This window comes from Psychrobacter fozii, from assembly GCF_003217155.1.
GTDB lineage: Bacteria > Pseudomonadota > Gammaproteobacteria > Pseudomonadales > Moraxellaceae > Psychrobacter > Psychrobacter fozii.
Genome location: NZ_QJSU01000001.1, coordinates 65,731 through 83,164, shown reverse-complemented (window position 1 = coordinate 83,164; position 17,434 = coordinate 65,731). Strand labels below are relative to the sequence as shown.

Here is a 17,434-nt window from a genome sequence, read left to right as displayed (position 1 = left end):
ATCAATAATGATCGATAGATCAGCAAAGGAATACAACGCATGAATACAAAACCACGTTCTATCGTGATGATGATTAGTTTGGCGATGGCCGCGACGAGCTTGCCAGCCATGGCAGCAGATAGCGCTGCTAATCAGATAGCTGGATCTAGCTTTGGTACAAGTAACAACACCAGCAACGCCTCAACACAAGCATTCTCTGGTAGTGTTCCGGCTCAGGCAACGATGCAAGAAGCAGTGAATGCAGCGAGTTTGCCCAGTCAGTCGGTTATCAATACCACACGTCCGTATCAAGATATCAACACTCAAGATATGATGTTTGGTGAGCAGCTGTTTCGCGGTGCATTCTCGACCACTTCTGGCTCTACTTTCAATGACAGCTATGTGATAAACCCTGGTGACAACGTTCAAGTAAGAATGTGGGGCGCGTATCAATATGCAGCCACTACCACGGTTGATCCACAAGGTAATATATTCTTGCCCAATGTTGGTCCAGTACGCATCTCTGGTGTACAAAATGGTAATTTGCAAAACGTGGTCAAAAGCGCTGTCAGTCGTATTTACCGCTCTAATGTTGGTGTTTATGCTTCACTAGAGCAAGCACAGCCAGTGAAAGTATTTGTTACTGGTTTTGTCAAACAACCTGGTTATTATGGCGGTTTGGCAGCAGATTCAGTATTGTCTTACTTAGATAGAGCAGGCGGTGTTGATCCGACTCGTGGCAGCTATATTGATATTCAAATAAAGCGTAATGGTCAGATGTTACAGCAAGTCAATTTATATGATTTCCTATTGGCGGGTAAACTACAGTCATTCTCATTTCGAGATGGTGATGTGATAACGGTCTCTCCGCAAAAGAAAACCTTTGAAGTTAGTGGCCAAGTTCAGAACGAATACACTTTTGAGTTTGATGTAAACGATTTGACCGTAGGTGATGTATTACAAGTGGCCAGTCCAGCAGCGAATGCGACCAATGTTAGTATTACCCGCAGTGCAGGCCGTGCGCAGACAGCAGAATATTACTCATTAGCTGATGCTCAAAACGTGCCTGTTTATAATGGGGATCAAATGGTAGTCACGTCAGATCGCTATGCAGGTACCATTGCTGTCCAAGTTAAGGGCGCGCATACGGGTAACGGTGCGATGATTGTACCTTACGGGGCTCGCCTGAAAGATATTATCCCGCAATTGCAACCCAGTCCACTTGCAAAGCTAACCAACTTGACCATTTATCGTGAATCCGTTGCTGAGCAACAAAAACGTATGATTAATGAGTCGCTTGATCGCTTAGAAGAATTAACACTTGCGACGCAGTCGACGACCCGTGAAGAAGCAGCCCTGCGTCAAGATGATGCTGCTTTGGTAAAAGAATTTGTGGCTAAAGCTCGTAAAGTACAAACGGATGGTCGAATTGTTGTCGTACCGAACTCATGGCAGGACATCATTCTACAGCAAGGTGATATCATTGAGATACCTGCGCAAACCTCTATCATTACGGTAAATGGCCAAGTGCGTGCGCAAGGGGCACTGACATTTAATGCTGATTATACAGTTGGCGACTATATCGCTAGCTCCGGTGGTTTTGGTGATAATGCTGATACTAAAGAGATTCTTGTGATTCATCAAAACGGTACAAATGAAGTGGTTAACACTGCGTACCGTATTCAGCAAGGCGATGAAATTATGGTATTGCCAAAAGTCAAAACTAAAAACGTAGAAATTGCCCGTGGTATATCACAAATCCTCTATCAATTGGCCATCGCTGCAAACGTCATATTTTGATCCTTGATTTGAAGGCTCAATGCATTGTTGAAGTTTAATAAATAACGCTCAATTAGTAAGGTATGGAATATGGCAGTAAGACAGGCAAATACTGATAACGACAAACCTATGTCTTTGATGTCTGAGTCTGTCATTGCAGCACAGCCGTCATTACTATTTACTCAATTGGCCGTTGTGGGAAAAGGTATACGTCATAACAATGTGTTGTTGCCGCACATGCTACAAGCCGATATTCAGCGATGGTACCCGTGGTCAGGATTGGCCTATCGCTTGGTTGATGATAGTTCATCCTTTTTACCGCTACCGAGCATTATAAAACAGAAAATTATGCATTCATCAAAACAGCAACCTGATGCATTTATTGGATGGGGTCACAAGAAAAGCTATCAACGAGCCAGCAAGGCGGCTACACGGCAGCAGCTTTCAACCCTCAGTATTGAAGATGGCTTTTTACGCTCATTAGATTCGGGTACTAGTAGCCGTCATGGTTTGAGTGTGGTCGTTGATGACATTGGTATCTACTTTGACCTGACACAGCGTTCACGCCTCGAGCAGCTGATTATTGAGCGTACTAAAAACGCTACTATCGATAAGAGTGGAACAGAGGAAGCGCGTGCTCAGCAATTGATGGCACGTATTTGTGATGAAAAGATCAGCAAGTATAACGCAGTCATTGACTGCCCTTCATTAAACGACTTGGTTAGTCAAGACAATACAAACACACTCAAAATAACTTTAAAATCAAATATCTTATTGATTGACCAAGTGGCTGGTGACGCTTCTGTTAGAGGTGCTGGTGCTAACAAGCGTCAATTTAAGCGAATGCTGAAAGCCGCTTGCCGTAATCATCCAGAATCTCATATTTGGATAAAGACTCATCCCGCATCAAAATCAGGATATCTAACCAGTTTTAGACTACCTAAAAACGTTCGACTATTAACGCAAGCGCTCAACCCAATTGCATTGCTTTCTCAAGTGGAGCATGTCTATACAGTCAGCTCACATATGGGCTTTGAGGCATTGATGTTGGGTAAAAAGGTGCATTGTTTTGGTGTCAACTGGTATAGCGGTTGGGGGCTCACCGACGATAGCGGCGCACCAAAACGTTTGCTTAAAGAAGTTCAGCATCGTCGTGAATTGTCTGCCAGAGCATCAGTGAGTACTAAGAAAACATCAGGCTTGTCACTATTTTCTACAGCGTCTAGTAAGACAATAAATACCACGCTAGAAACACTGTTTTATAGCGCTTATATTGACTATAGCCATTACGTAGATCCCGCAACCAAAAAGGCTTGCGACATAGATACGGCTATTGAGTGGTTGGTGACCAATCGTCATTGGCAATCACGTTTGGAAGGCGATTTGACAGTATATGAGTTTAGCCACTGGAAATTGCCTTTTGTGAGAGATTTTATCAATCTGCCACGTACAACATTATTTATTAAACCTAAGCCACGCTTAAAGAATTTACTGCATCCAGATCATTTTCGAGTCAACTATCAGCGGCCTTTACTGGTGTGGGGCTTAGCCAAACGACAGCAAGTACAACAGAAGCGCCAGAAAAAACTAGTAATGCAGTCTTCTAAAATGCCTTCTATTTACTGTATGGAAGATGGATTTATTCGTTCAAATGGTTTAGGTGCCACGCTACTAGCACCATTGTCGGTGGTAATAGATAAGCAGGGTATCTATTATGATGCGACTCAGCCCTCAGATTTAGAAACATTATTACGCAACTGCGAAGCACTGAATCCACACCAAAGTACACGAGTAAAACTGCTGCAAGAAAAGCTACGTACTCAGCGCGTGAGTAAATACAATGTGGGCGCTGATGTTAATAGTTTTGATAGCCAGCATAGCTCATGGATGCAAGAAGCAAGATTGTCTAACAAGCGCCGAATTCTCATTATCGGTCAAGTAGAAGATGATCTGTCGGTTCAGTATTGTGGTTCGACCATCAAGACTAATCGTGGCTTGATTGATCGTGTATGCCAAGACAATCCTGATGCTTACTTGATTTATAAGCCACACCCTGATGTTGAGGCAGGGTTGCGAGCAGGCAAAGTAACGGCAGCAGGTTTACGTCAAGTACATGCGGTCGCCTATGATACGGCCATGCCTGACTGCTTAGAATGTATCGATGAAGTGCACACTATTAGCTCGTTGACAGGTTTTGAGGCATTGCTGCGTGGTTTACAGGTTACCTGTTATGGTTTGCCATTTTATGCAGGATGGGGGTTAACGACCGATATTGACGCACAGTTGTCACCCAAGTCTGAATATATAGAAAGACGCAAAAGAGACACAGCGTTGACGCTCGAGCAATTACTGTATTGCGTGCTCATTCGATATCCACTCTATCGTTTGCCAAATGGCTATGGGCTTGCGCAAGTAGAACAGGTTATTGATTATCTGTATCCATCTATAAACGAATATATGCTTGAAGGTAATGGTAAAAAAGAATCTCAAACTAAAATGTTTAACAATACACATCACTCGATGCAGACCTCTAAGTCAGCAGTATCGACTTTGACTACACAAATTAAGCGTCAAGCCGCCACACGTTTTATGCAGCAGCGTCATCGATTTCAGCAGCTTTTGCGTAAAGTATCCCGTTGATGGGCTTCGGACTCGTGGCATAATTCCGCTGCGACAAGCAGATTGTTTTTCGGTATAATATTTTTTATTCTATGTGCCTTCACACGGTTTAACGACCACTCTCGTTTTTATTTATGACCCTTTCACTTAATGGTAGCCCAATACTATGGCAGCTTCGATGTCTCACTTGCTTACTCATCGACACGTCTTGCTGTTACAAGGGAAGATGGGCGGATTTTTTAATCGCTTTTCGACATTTTTACAAACCCAAAATATCAAAGTTAGCAAAATCAACTTTAACGCAGGTGATGCTTTTTTCTATCATCATGATAATACCTATGAATATACGGGAACATTAGCGCATTTCTCTTCTTGGTTGCAGGCATTCATTAAAGAAAATGCCATTGATGCGATTGTTTGTTTTGGTGATTGTCGCCCACACCATACGCAAGCTGCCTATATCAGTGAGCAGTTAGAGACCTCATTCTTCGTATTTGAAGAAGGGTATTTGCGTCCTGACTATATTACCTTGCAAGAACATGGGATTAATGGCTATTCACGCTTAAATATAGAAGACATCAAAGCACTTAAAAAGGCCAATGATCAGCCGCTATATACACACAATCGTTTTTATCGGTTGAGTATCGCTGCTATTGTTTATTATATTATTGCCTGGATGTATAAAGGTCGCTATCCACACTATTCGCATTACCGTGGCATGACAGCATGGCAAGAGGCGATTGCTTGGCTGAGAGCACCATGGCGAAAATTGCGAGATTACATACCTGATAAACAACTGCAGAATAGACTGACTAAGAACGAAAGTAATAATTACTTCTTGATTAGTTTGCAAGTGCATAATGACTCACAGATTACCCATCACAGTGATTATCGAGATGTTGTACAGTTCATTGATGAGTCTATTGCAAGTTTTGCAACTTATGCTGATAAGCAGCAGTTGCTGGTACTGAAGCATCATCCGTTAGATCGTGGTCATCGAGACTATCGTGAGTTAGTATCTAGCTTGGCCGTGCGCTATGAAGTAGCTAACCGTGTTTTTTACGGTTGTGATATGCACTTGCCAACCTTGATGAAACATAGTATTGGTATGCTGACTATCAACAGTACCACGGGTCTGCAATCGGTATATCATAAAAAACCAACCAAGATCATGGGTCGTGCGATTTATAATACGCCTAAGCTGACCGATCAAAAACCACTTAGTGATTTTTGGCAACGGCCTAAAAGTCCCGATAATGAGTTTTATCTAAGATTTCGTGAATATTTGATAGAACAGACTCAGATAAACGGTGCTTTTTATGGTAAATCACCATGGATGTATAAGTATTTGGGTCAAGCAGGAAGTAAGTCTGTAGAGAAGAATTACCCTAAATCCAATAGATCTCAGTAGCCTTTACTTTCGATTTATCTTAAGTCGTTTTGATGAATTATTAGCACCACAGAAGACAATAAAGTCCTAATAAGCATCATACTTTCTCTCTGTATGGTTATCAGCTCGTAACTTCACTTGTAAATCATCTCTCTGCTCACAAAATCGCCTTACTTTGTAGTGGAAAACTGCTAGAATACTCTTTTACATCTGCACGTAAGTAATAGCCTGTTTGACTATTGATTTGAGATAGCAGTTTTAGTGTATAAGCTATTTTCAGCAATAGACAGTTATTGTATCGCTTGCGTCTGACAGCATTTATTCTTTTAGTTTCATTATTCTATCACCCTTAATTTAGTAGGCGCTTTGTGACTGCATTAGCCAATATTCGTAACTTTTCAATCATTGCCCACATTGATCATGGCAAGTCGACACTTGCTGATCGTTTTATTCAGATGTGCGGTGCCTTGCAAGATCGCGAGATGCAGGCGCAAGTACTTGACTCCATGGATATTGAGCGTGAGCGCGGTATCACTATTAAGGCGCAGTCCGTAACCTTATTCTACGATCATCCTAATGGCGAGCGTTATCAGCTCAACTTTATCGATACACCAGGACACGTCGACTTTTCTTATGAAGTGTCGCGTTCATTGGCGGCTTGCGAAGGTGCGCTTTTGGTCGTTGATGCCGCGCAAGGCGTAGAAGCACAATCAGTAGCCAACTGCTATACAGCTGTTGATCAGGGTTTAGAAGTAATGGCTGTACTGAATAAGATTGATTTGCCACAAGTTGAGCCTGAACGCGTTATTCAAGAAATTGAAGATATCATTGGTATTGATGCGGTTGATGCACCTCGAGTATCAGCCAAGTCAGGTTTAGGCGTTGATAAACTACTAGAAGCATTGGTTGCATTTATTCCAGCACCGACTGGTGACCGTGAAGCACCGCTACAAGCCTTAATCATTGATTCGTGGTTTGATAATTATTTGGGTGTGGTGTCATTGGTCCGTGTGCGCGAAGGAACTATACGCAAAGGTGATAAGCTTTATATTAAATCAACTCAAGAAGCGCATTTAGTGGGTTCTATTGGTGTGTTTACGCCAAAGCCTGTAGATACGGGTATTTTAGAGGCGGGTGAAGTTGGTTTCATTATTGCTGGTATTAAAGATATTGCCGGCGCGCCTGTTGGTGATACGATTACCCACGCCAAAACGCCTGATGTCGATCGTATTCCGGGTTTTAAGCAAGTAACCCCGCAAGTCTATGCAGGCATGTTCCCTGTAGAGTCTACTGACTTCGAAAAATTCCGTGAAGCCTTACAAAAGCTGCAGATCAATGATGCGTCTCTATTTTTTGAGCCAGATACATCTGATGCACTTGGTTTCGGTTTCCGCTGTGGCTTCTTGGGTATGTTGCACATGGAGATTATCCAAGAGCGTCTAGAGCGTGAATACGATTTGGATTTGATTACGACAGCGCCCTCAGTTATCTATGAAATTGAGAAAAAGAATGGTGATGTTATCTATGTAGATAACCCCTCACATTTGCCTGAGCCAAACAACATCGAAGAGTTTCGTGAGCCGATTGCTCGCTGTCAGATCTTAGTACCGCAAGAGTACTTGGGTAATGTGATGACTTTGTGTATTGAGCGTCGTGGCGTTCAGGTTGATATGCGCTTTATGGGTCGACAGGTACAGCTGATATTTGACATTCCAATGGGCGAGGTCGTCATGGATTTCTTTGATCGCCTAAAGTCGGTCTCACGTGGTTTTGCCTCGCTCGATTATAACTTTGAGCGCTATCAAGCCGATAAATTGGTGAGAGTCGATGTGCTGATCAATGGCGATAAAGTCGATGCCTTAGCGATGATTGTGCACGAAACCCAATCACGTTATCGTGGTAATGCACTGGTCACTAAGATGAAAGAGTTAATTCCACGTCAGATGTTTGATGTGGCCATTCAGGCGGCTATTGGTAGCCAAATCATTGGTCGTAGTACAGTAAAAGCTATGCGTAAAGATGTACTAGCCAAATGTTATGGTGGAGATGTTTCGCGTAAGAAAAAGCTATTGTCTAAACAGAAAGCTGGTAAAAAACGCATGAAGCAAGTAGGTAATGTGGAAATTCCACAAGAAGCTTTCTTAGCTGTACTACAAGTAGAGTAAGTATTGAATATTCATTGTTAGTGTAAAACTGACAGTGATTAGTACAATTAATTGATAAATAGCAACCGTTAAAGCAGCAGCTCGTTAATAGGCAAACTAGTATGGATTTTGATTTTAATTTAATTTTAGTGCCATTAACCGTCGTTTTGGGTATTGTTTGGCTATTAGACAAATTGGCACTCAAACAACGTAAAACTCGTGGGCGTGGTCAAGAAGGCTTACTAGTACGCTGGGCTTATGATTTTTTTCCTGTATTGGCAGTGGTCTTGATTGTGCGCTCATTCTTGATTGAGCCTTTCAATATTCCATCATCTTCTATGGTACCGACGCTTTATACGGGCGATTTTATTGCTGTAAACAAGTATTCTTATGGCGTAAGACTACCGCTAACTTATAATAAAATATTGGATACAGGCTCGCCTGAGCATGGTGATGTGGCTGTATTTCGCTACCCTGAAAATCCTAGTATTTATTATATTAAGCGTGTGATTGGCTTGCCTGGTGATACTGTCAGCTACGATCAAGGTGTACTTGCGATTAACGATGTTCCGATTGATACTCAGCCAGTAGATTTTTCGGCAAGTGCTGAATTGACTTCACAGCTTTATCTGCCGGGACAAATTGCTCCAGGGCAAGAGCTGACCGAAGAAAGTGCAGCTGCGATGGGTCAGCAAGAGGAAGGTGAGGCGCAGTACTTTGAAGAGACGCCAGGTAAGAACAAGCATCTTGTTCGCTACTTGACTGGTATGAACAGTGCTCAATACGCACCATTTCTACAGCAGCAGTCACCAGAAGTGGTTAGCTCAGAAGGGACGGAATGGCGTATCAATGTGCCAGAAGGTCATTATTTTGTCATGGGTGATAACCGTGACCGTAGTGCGGATGGTCGGTTTTGGGGATTTGTACCTGATGAGAACTTAGCGGGCAAAGCAGTTTATATTTGGATGCATAAGCCACCAGGACTTAACTTACCAACTTTCCAACGCAATGGTGCTATTAATTAAGATGGTAAGAATCTCTATTGGTTGATTTTTCGATAATAGTTTTGTGCTAATATTGTTGCTATCTAATAAACGGATATCTAATGTTTAGGTATTCACTATAATAGCAACTTATCGGTAGAGGAATACACTAATGCAGCAATTATCCGGATTAGCCACGCAGCGGGGCGCTAGTGTGACAAGCATCGTGTTCATCATTATGGTATTGGGCATTGCTGCTAAATTGACAGTTGCTATTGTGCCAGCTCAGATTGGTGATTATCAGTTGACCAAAACCTTAAGTGCACAACTCCTAGAGTCAAATAATAACAATGAAACGGCTAAACAGTTTGTTGAACGCGTTAATAGGCAGTTATCTATTAATGCTGACTATAACACTACAGCAGAAGAGGTTTTTACTTTTACTGATAAAAAAACAGGTCAGTTGGCCATCTACAAGCAATATGCAATAACCAATAATTTCTTTAGCAATATTGATATCGTCAATCGTTTTGAAGGTGATATCGATATGGCGGCAGCAGAGTAATTGAAAGAGGTGTTAATATCCTCTTAAATTTTCCTTATAACCTTAGTCGATAGATATTATGACTAAATTCGTAAAACAGAAGGGATAACCACAAGCCACGCATGAAACCAACTTCGCAGCATTCCCAAGCGGTTCCTACTCCTCAACAAAATAGCACGTCTGTCGACACGCTTGTTGTTAGCTCAGAATTCATTCAGCGGCTAGCGGTATTAACGCGTAAGTTGGGCTATGTGTTCAACGACTTGAGCCTTCCGAAACTTGCATTGACGCATCGCTCGTTTGATAGCAAGAAAAACTATGAGCGTTTAGAGTTTTTAGGCGATGCCTTACTAGGTATGATTGTCGGTGAGGCTTTATATCACCGCTATCCTAGCCAAAATGAAGGCCGATTAACTCGTATGCGTGCAACGTTGGTACGCCAAGAGTCACTGGTCATCATTGCGCAAAACTTAGAGCTCTCTAATCACCTTATACTAGGAGTGGGCGAGAGGAAGGGCGGTGGTCGCAATCGTGCTTCTATACTGGCCGATGCGGTAGAGTCTCTGATAGGTGCTATATATTTAGACAGTCAAGATATGGATATTACGCGAGATTGTGTGCTCTCTTGGTACGGAGATTTGATTGATAACGTCAATGATCGCAAAGCATTAAAAGATGCAAAAAGTCGTTTACAAGAGTGGCTTCAATCTAAGCAGTTTGACTTGCCACATTATGAGCTAATGGAAACACGTGGTAATGCACCGTATCAAATATTTGTTGTACGTTGCCATGTTAATATCATTAACTGCCCTGATATTACTGAATCTGGTGAGAGCCGCCGTATCGCTGAACAAAAAGCAGCAGAGCTTATGATCAACCAGTTGCATAAACTTCCAGGCTCAGCTAAAAAGCGTACATAACTAAATAACTAACATTTAGCGATTTTCTACTAACGTAATTCTAAAAGAACGACTCATATTAAGTGACGTTTTAAAAATTGCTTATTTGCTTTCTTTTAAACGTCACATACTTTCAAACCTCAAATATTTCCCAACCGACAACGGTTTCACTTTTTAGTGCTGATAAAACCAATTCATCATTAAATACCGTTTGACTGGTTATAAAACCTACAGGATTACCCTATGAGCAATCATACTGATTTGCCCTCAAATAATGAAGATAACGCCGAAAATATGACTGAAAAAAAAGATATCAACTTAAGCCAAGATAATACTGATATAACAAATGATGGTATCGCTCACTCAGAAGATGTTGCGTCAGAAAACGATATGGCGATTGAAGAGTTCTTTTCGCCTAGCAGCCATAAAGGTATGGCTGATAACTTTAAAACTGGCTATGTTGCTATTGTGGGACGTCCAAATGTCGGTAAATCGACACTAATGAATCACTTGTTAGGTCAAAAGCTGTCTATCACATCACGTAAACCGCAAACGACTCGTCATCGTATTCACGGCATTCTGTCAAATCATGAGATGCAGGCCGTATTTGTAGATACACCAGGTATTCATCGTAATGAAGTGCGTGCTATCAATGAGCGTATGAACAAAGCCGCCGTATCTGCATTAGTAGATGTTGATTTGGTACTATTCGTTGTTGATTCAGACCAGTGGCGTGACGATGACTTGTTGACCTTGCAGAAGCTCGGTGAGACTGATTTAACTGTAGTATTGGTCATTAATAAATCAGATACCTTAAAAGATAAAGGCAGTGTATTGCCACTTATCGAGACTTTTAATGCCAGTTTTGATTTTGCTGACATTGTGCCTGTATCTGCTCTAAAAAATCAGAATCTAGACCGCTTAGAAGAAGTGATTGCGTCACATCTACCAGTCGCGGCACCTATTTATGATACTGAACAAATTACCGATCGATCAGAGCGTTTTTTAGCCAGTGAGATTATCCGCGAAAAAATCATGCGTAGTTCGGGCGACGAAGTACCATACGATTTAACGGTACAGATTGATGCATTTAAAGATGAGCCTGCACATACTGATCCAAAGACAGGTCGCCCACGTAAAGCTTGTACTTTTATCGATGCGACTATTTATGTTGAGCGTAGTGGTCAAAAAGCGATTGTCATTGGCGACAAAGGACAGCGTATCAAGCAGGTTGGTATGGATGCTCGTAAAGATATGGAACAGCTTTTCGACAAAAAAATTATGCTCACACTATGGGTGAAAGTGAAGCGTGGTTGGTCTGATGATGAACGTGCATTAACCAGTTTGGGATATTAATTAGACATTAGCACTATAAAGATTTCTGTATGTGTTAGATGCTGAGGTAATAAAAAATGCGTAACGAAGCACTAGTTGGTTACTTATTACATCAGCGTCCCTATCAAGAAAAGCGCGCTTTATACTATTTATTTTCTCAGCAGCATGGTGTGATACATGGTATTGGGAAAAAAGGCGCGCCATTATTTATGCCGCTACAACTTTTTGCTACTGGCAAACGTGACTTAAAGACCTTCAGTCAAATCAATATCACGTCACAAAATATAATTTCAACAGGTACAGCAGAAAAAGACGATATTGCTACTACTTTAGAGTCAGTACCTTATGGAAATATCACTGGTCAGCAGCAATACTCTGCATTGTACTTAAATGAAATATTGTGGCGATTGTTACCCACTGAAGACCCCATGCCTATATTGTGGCAGCATTATCAAGACAGTCTACATCAGCTTAGACAGCCTTTAGATACCGATGAATTACGATTGTGTCTGCGCCAATTTGAGTCTCACTTATTTAATGAGTTGGGTTTTAGTTTAATTTTGACCCACGATAGTGTCCAAGATATTATCGAACCGGATTGTTCTTATTGCTTTTTACCTGATGTGGGGTTTATGGCTGTCTTACAGAATGAATCACAGTCTGAACATTTAGAAAATACCACGATGAAAACTGTATTCATGGGTGCCGATCTTATTAAGATGGCAGAGTTGGGTATTACTAAAACGACTCTGAATCATTGGTCGAAGTTATATCGACACCTCATTGATCATTTGCTTGATTACCAACCGTTGCAGAGTCGTTTGTTATGGCAGCAGCAGCAACGTTATCAGTAATCACTAAAAAAATATCGTATATAGCCCTAATTATTACATTCGGTAGGATGGTCTTCATTGAATTTTTGGGTAATACGGCCTGTCTGGCTAAATGATATCAAGTACATCGCGTCATTATAGTCAACGGTTGGACAGTATTTGATATGTCCAAAGTGCCCTCGAGGTTGACCACTATCTCCCCAAAACTTAGTGTAATGGCGTTTAGCTCCAACTCGTAAACTTAGCTTGCTATATTTAAGACTCAATGCATGCTGAGCGATTAAAAAATCGACTTGAGTATCGAAGTGCTTGTTGTCATTTTTGTCTACAAATAGCAAAAGTGTCTTGTCGCTATCTCTATAGCAGCGACCTCCACTATCAGATAAACAGACAATCACATTCTGTCTTCTAATATAACTCTCAGCCTTCGCTAGGGTCAGCGAGCTTTCTAACTGACTTCTAATACGCTTGGCTTCCATATGTGCTAATTGTGTTTGTATGAATGGCACGGCAATCGCCACCAGAATCCCTAAAATAACGATAGTAAAAATAAGCTCGACAAGCGTAAAACCTTGTCTATCTTTAAATATGTTTGTCTTTATTGTGACTTTATCAAACGTAGATTTGTCAGAAAACGACATGTAAAGTTGCATTACGAAAAAGGTAAATCTCTTATGGACGTGCTTATACTGAATCAATATCAATAAAAGTGACAAAAATGCAAATATCTTTCTATAACTTGATAATATTCTATATAGCAGTGTCATAAGGTCTTATTACCTATAGTGAGTAACTTGTTTCAATAAAACAATCTCGCTTTTTGTCATTGGCTGTTCAAGTATTTTATAAAGACCTTATAGCTTCAGTGTCTTGATCTCATAAAAACTTAAAAACAGGTTAGCATTTCACATATACAGAATAATGTTGGCTATCTTAATATATACAGAATATATGTCTACTGTCAAAATTTGTTTCAATTAGTGAATGAAGAGTTTTAATAATAGAGAAAAATTACTTACCGTATTAAAATATGCTCAGGCAATAGGTGCTATTCAGTTTACTATCTATGTGAAACTGACATACAAAAGATAGAATGCGTAAGGCGTGTTAGTTCTAGGTAACTCCAGCAAGCTATTGTGTTTTAGTTACAACATTATCGTGTAATAATGTGTAGCTCCTTAACGAAAAAAGTTGTAAACTGAATCGATAATCGCTAAGCTACTCCTTAATTGGTTTTGCTTTGTCACTTGAAATTCGTAAAAGATGTCTATTTGAAGCATCTTGAGAAACGGTTTTGCTTAATGCATCACTAAAATTATCCTTTGGAGGAAGTCCATGAAATTGAATAAAATAGCTCTAGCATTGGTTGCAGTAGCAGCAGCACCTTTAGCTGCTAACGCTGGTGTAACGATTAGCCCATTATTACTAGGTTACCATGTTACTGATGATATCAGTGATACTGCTGACAAGCAGCGTGATATCCTTCGTACCGGCAAAAACTTGCAAGAAAACACGGATCGTGATGGCAACTCTAACGGCGGCGTAGCTAAAGAAAGTAGCCTATATACTGGTGCTGCTCTAGGTATCGAGCTTACTCCTTCTACTCAGTTCCAAGTTGAGTATGGTGTATCAAATGCTAATGGCGAAGCTTCTGAAGATTCAGCTAAATCTGGTGCTAACCGTTTTGATGTTGAACAAACCATGCTTTCTGGTAACTTCTTAATCGGTACTGAAGAGTTTACTGGTTATACTGATAGCGCATTCAAGCCATATGTATTGGTTGGTGCTGGTCAATCTAAGATCAAAGTAGAAAACCAAGAAACTTATGTTTCTGATGTAACTGGCGAAACAGTTACTGCTGGTACTGAAGTATCAAGCTCTAAAGATACTATCGGTAACCTAGGTCTAGGTGCTATGTATCGTATCAACGATGCTTTAAGCCTACGTGGTGAAGCTCGTGCGATTCATAACTTTGATAACAACTGGTGGGAAGGCATGGCTTTGGCCGGTCTAGAAGTTGTACTTGGTGGCCATCTAGCACCTACAGTAGCAGTACCGCCAATGCAAGAGCCAATGGTTGACACTACTCCAGTAGTAGTAGTTGAATCTGATCTTGATTCTGATGGTGATGGCGTACCTGATAGCATCGATGCATGCCCAGGCACTCCAATGAACGTCGTAGTAGATGAGCGCGGTTGCCCAGTACCAGTAGATATTACTGATGAACTGAAAATGGAACTACGTGTATTCTTTGATAACGATAAATCAGCTATCAAAACTCAGTACCAGCCAGAAATCGCTAAAGTAGCAGAGAAGATGCGTGAGTATCCTAACTCTGTAGCACGCGTAGAAGGTCATGCTTCTAAAACTGGTCCTTCAGCACGTTACAACCAACGTCTGTCTGAAGCTCGTGCCGTTGCAGTTAAATCTATGCTAACTAACGAATTCGGTATCGCTCCAAACCGTCTATCAACTGTTGGTTATGGTTATGATAACCCAATCGCTCCAAACGACACTGAAGAAGGTCGTGCTATGAACCGTCGCGTTTATGCCATCATCACTGGTGACAAAACAATGACTGTTGAACAAACTAAAGATATGGTTGTTCAATAAGTAATAGCCAATTGGTTATGTGATTAAATATATAGTTACAAAAAAAGCTACCCACTGGGTGGCTTTTTTTTGTTTATGTATTGAGAAAAGTGAGTTATTACATAAATTTATGAATCAATAATGTTATACTAGCTGCCCAAACATTCTGTAAATTGACAGAATGTACATTAGCATAGCTATCTGTATGATGAATTTATCAGTGTAGATTCTTGATTATATTGAAATTATTTGATTAACAGCACTTATGGTGCAGTCGTCTAAAAGTAAGTATTCAATATCTATCTGGTTGATGATAAAGGTTTATCCGGCGGCGCTTACTGCTACTGCATTTTTTAAGACGAAACGAGCATTTTATATGGCGAACGATATCAAACACCTGCGTAACATTGCAATTATTGCCCACGTTGACCACGGTAAAACAACTTTGGTTGATAAGTTATTACATCAGTCTGGTACTTTTGGCGACCGTGCAAACGTTGCTGAACGTGCAATGGATTCAGGCGATATTGAGCAAGAACGTGGTATTACTATTTTGGCTAAAAACACAGCTATCCGCTGGACAGATCAAACTGTAGATACAGAATACCGTATCAACATTGTTGACACCCCAGGTCACGCCGATTTCGGTGGTGAAGTTGAGCGTGTTATGTCAATGGTTGACTGCGTATTACTAGTTGTTGACGCTGTTGATGGTCCAATGCCTCAGACTCGTTTTGTAACGCAAAAAGCATTTGAGCAAGGTCTAAAGCCTATTGTTGTTATCAACAAAATTGACCGTCCTGGTTCGCGTCCTGATTGGGTAATGGATCAAATCTTTGATTTGTTTGATAACCTAGGTGCGACTGATGAGCAGCTTGATTTCCCAGTTGTTTATGCATCAGCATTGAACGGTGTTGCAGGTTTAGAAGCTGATAATTTAGCTGATGATATGACGCCACTATTCAAAACTATCGTTGATGTTGTACAGGCTCCACAGGTTGATGCAGATGCACCATTCCGCATGCAAATCTCAAGCCTTGACTACAACAGCTTTGTTGGTGTTATCGGTATTGGTCGTATCCAGCGTGGTAAAGTTAAATTGAACACGCAAGTAACTGTCATTGACAAGCATGGCAACACGCGTAATGGCCGTATTCTAAAAATCATGGGCTATCATGGTCTTGATCGTATTGATGTTGAAGATGCACAAGCTGGTGATATCGTTTGTATCACTGGTATTGACGCACTTAATATCTCAGATACGATTTGTGATCCAGCTAATGTTGAAGCATTACCAGCACTAACGGTAGATGAACCTACCGTATCAATGAATTTTCAAGTAAACAACTCACCGTTCGCTGGTCGTGATGGTAAGTTTGTGACGTCACGTAATATTCGTGAGCGTCTTGAGCGTGAATTGATTCATAACGTAGCACTACGTGTAGAAGACACAGAGTCTCCTGATAAATTTAAAGTATCAGGTCGCGGTGAGCTTCACTTATCTGTACTTATCGAAAACATGCGTCGTGAAGGTTTTGAGATGGGTGTTTCAGGCCCAGAAGTTATCGTTAAAGAAGTTGATGGTAAGTTACAAGAGCCGTATGAAAACGTTGTGTTCGATATTGAAGACGGGCATCAAGGTTCTATCATGGAGCAAGTTGGTCTACGCAAAGGCGAGATGACTAACATGGAACTTGATGGTAAAGGTCGTATGCGTATTGAAGCGACTATTCCTGCTCGTGGTCTGATTGGTTTCCGTTCTGAGTTCTTAACTCTGACTTCAGGCAGCGGTATCATGACTTCTAGCTTCTCACATTACGGTCCGCAAAAGATCGGTGATGTTGGTGGTCGCTCTAATGGTGTATTGGTTTCTATGGCTAAAGGTGTTTGCCTAGGCTTTGCACTATTTAACCTTCAAAAACGTGGTAAGTTATTTGCTGAGCCACAGCTTGAAGTTTACGAAGGTATGATTGTCGGTCTGAACTCTCGTAACGATGACATGACTGTTAACCCAACGACAGCTAAACAGCTAACCAACGTACGTGCTAGTGGTACTGATGAAGCATTGACGTTGACGCCAGCAGTTAAGTTTACGCTTGAGCAAGCACTTGAATTTATTCAAGATGATGAATTGGTTGAAGTAACCCCTAAAGCGATTCGTCTACGTAAGCGTTACTTGACTGAAAGTGAGCGTAAGCGTCACGGCCGTGGTAAAAAAGGTGCTTAATATCAATAAATGAGTTACTTAGTAATTCATATCATTGATGTTTGACGCTGAAATTCAATGTCAGTAAAAATTTTCTGACATTGAAGCAGTTAAAAAACTAGCAGTATAAG

General features: G+C 41.0%; 12 protein-coding genes. 11 read left to right on the top strand and 1 reads right to left on the bottom strand.

The annotated features are described in order from the left end of the window. The first annotated feature begins 39 nt into the window (after positions 1-39). The 9 genes from DFP82_RS00325 (at position 40) to recO (ending at position 12,526) form a co-directional block, all read left to right on the top strand. Entirely contained in the window at positions 40-1,779 is a 1,740-nt protein-coding gene (locus DFP82_RS00325) for a polysaccharide biosynthesis/export family protein (protein ID WP_110921747.1), read from the top strand. A 69-nt stretch (positions 1,780-1,848) separates the two neighbouring features. After that, entirely contained in the window at positions 1,849-4,398 is a 2,550-nt protein-coding gene (locus DFP82_RS00320; protein WP_245905567.1) for a capsular polysaccharide biosynthesis protein, read from the top strand. A 145-nt stretch (positions 4,399-4,543) separates the two neighbouring features. Then, positions 4,544-5,788, top strand: coding sequence for a capsule biosynthesis protein (locus DFP82_RS00315; RefSeq protein ID WP_181416204.1), 1,245 nt, complete (start codon positions 4,544-4,546; stop codon positions 5,786-5,788). A gap of 347 nt (positions 5,789-6,135) precedes the next feature. Then, positions 6,136-7,932 carry a translation elongation factor 4 gene (gene lepA / locus DFP82_RS00310; RefSeq protein ID WP_110921745.1) on the top strand — a complete coding sequence of 599 codons (1,797 nt, stop codon included), beginning with the start codon at positions 6,136-6,138 and terminating at the stop codon, positions 7,930-7,932. A gap of 101 nt (positions 7,933-8,033) precedes the next feature. Continuing rightward, a complete protein-coding gene (gene lepB, locus DFP82_RS00305) occupies positions 8,034-8,936 on the top strand; it encodes a signal peptidase I (RefSeq protein ID WP_110921744.1) in 903 nt (300 codons plus the stop codon). Positions 8,937-9,066: 130 nt separating this feature from the next. After that, a complete protein-coding gene (locus tag DFP82_RS00300; RefSeq protein ID WP_110921743.1) occupies positions 9,067-9,459 on the top strand; it encodes a DUF4845 domain-containing protein in 393 nt (130 codons plus the stop codon). A 101-nt stretch (positions 9,460-9,560) separates the two neighbouring features. Further along, on the top strand, positions 9,561-10,358 hold the full coding sequence (gene rnc, locus DFP82_RS00295) for a ribonuclease III (RefSeq protein WP_110921742.1): 798 nt from the start codon (positions 9,561-9,563) through the stop codon (positions 10,356-10,358). Positions 10,359-10,727: 369 nt separating this feature from the next. Next, positions 10,728-11,693 carry a GTPase Era gene (gene era / locus DFP82_RS00290; protein ID WP_110922195.1) on the top strand — a complete coding sequence of 322 codons (966 nt, stop codon included), beginning with the start codon at positions 10,728-10,730 and terminating at the stop codon, positions 11,691-11,693. Positions 11,694-11,749: 56 nt separating this feature from the next. Further along, a complete protein-coding gene (recO, locus tag DFP82_RS00285; protein WP_110921741.1) occupies positions 11,750-12,526 on the top strand; it encodes a DNA repair protein RecO in 777 nt (258 codons plus the stop codon). A 26-nt stretch (positions 12,527-12,552) separates the two neighbouring features. Here recO and DFP82_RS00280 read toward each other — a convergent pair whose 3' ends face one another. Then, on the bottom strand, positions 12,553-13,146 hold the full coding sequence (locus DFP82_RS00280) for a GspH/FimT family pseudopilin (protein ID WP_110922194.1): 594 nt from the start codon (positions 13,144-13,146) through the stop codon (positions 12,553-12,555). Positions 13,147-13,840: 694 nt separating this feature from the next. On the opposite strand from DFP82_RS00280, the gene DFP82_RS00275 reads away from it, so the two are divergent. Then, complete coding sequence (locus tag DFP82_RS00275) at positions 13,841-15,118, top strand: OmpA family protein (RefSeq protein WP_110921740.1); 1,278 nt, start codon at positions 13,841-13,843, stop codon at positions 15,116-15,118. A 355-nt stretch (positions 15,119-15,473) separates the two neighbouring features. Beyond that, entirely contained in the window at positions 15,474-17,324 is a 1,851-nt protein-coding gene (gene typA / locus DFP82_RS00270; protein WP_110921739.1) for a translational GTPase TypA, read from the top strand. The last annotated feature ends 110 nt before the right edge of the window (positions 17,325-17,434 follow it).

What these genes read in the sequence shown, in the direction of transcription:
- DFP82_RS00325 (WP_110921747.1), top strand. Translation starts at nt 40, where the DNA reads ATGAATACAAAACCACGTTCTATCGTGATGATGATTAGTTTGGCGATG.
- DFP82_RS00320 (WP_245905567.1), top strand. Translation starts at nt 1,849, where the DNA reads ATGGCAGTAAGACAGGCAAATACTGATAACGACAAACCTATGTCTTTG.
- DFP82_RS00315 (WP_181416204.1), top strand. Translation starts at nt 4,544, where the DNA reads ATGGCAGCTTCGATGTCTCACTTGCTTACTCATCGACACGTCTTGCTG.
- lepB (WP_110921744.1), top strand. Translation starts at nt 8,034, where the DNA reads ATGGATTTTGATTTTAATTTAATTTTAGTGCCATTAACCGTCGTTTTG.
- DFP82_RS00300 (WP_110921743.1), top strand. Translation starts at nt 9,067, where the DNA reads ATGCAGCAATTATCCGGATTAGCCACGCAGCGGGGCGCTAGTGTGACA.
- rnc (WP_110921742.1), top strand. Translation starts at nt 9,561, where the DNA reads ATGAAACCAACTTCGCAGCATTCCCAAGCGGTTCCTACTCCTCAACAA.
- era (WP_110922195.1), top strand. Translation starts at nt 10,728, where the DNA reads ATGGCGATTGAAGAGTTCTTTTCGCCTAGCAGCCATAAAGGTATGGCT.
- recO (WP_110921741.1), top strand. Translation starts at nt 11,750, where the DNA reads ATGCGTAACGAAGCACTAGTTGGTTACTTATTACATCAGCGTCCCTAT.
- DFP82_RS00280 (WP_110922194.1), bottom strand. Translation starts at nt 13,146, where the DNA reads ATGTCGTTTTCTGACAAATCTACGTTTGATAAAGTCACAATAAAGACA.
- DFP82_RS00275 (WP_110921740.1), top strand. Translation starts at nt 13,841, where the DNA reads ATGAAATTGAATAAAATAGCTCTAGCATTGGTTGCAGTAGCAGCAGCA.
- typA (WP_110921739.1), top strand. Translation starts at nt 15,474, where the DNA reads ATGGCGAACGATATCAAACACCTGCGTAACATTGCAATTATTGCCCAC.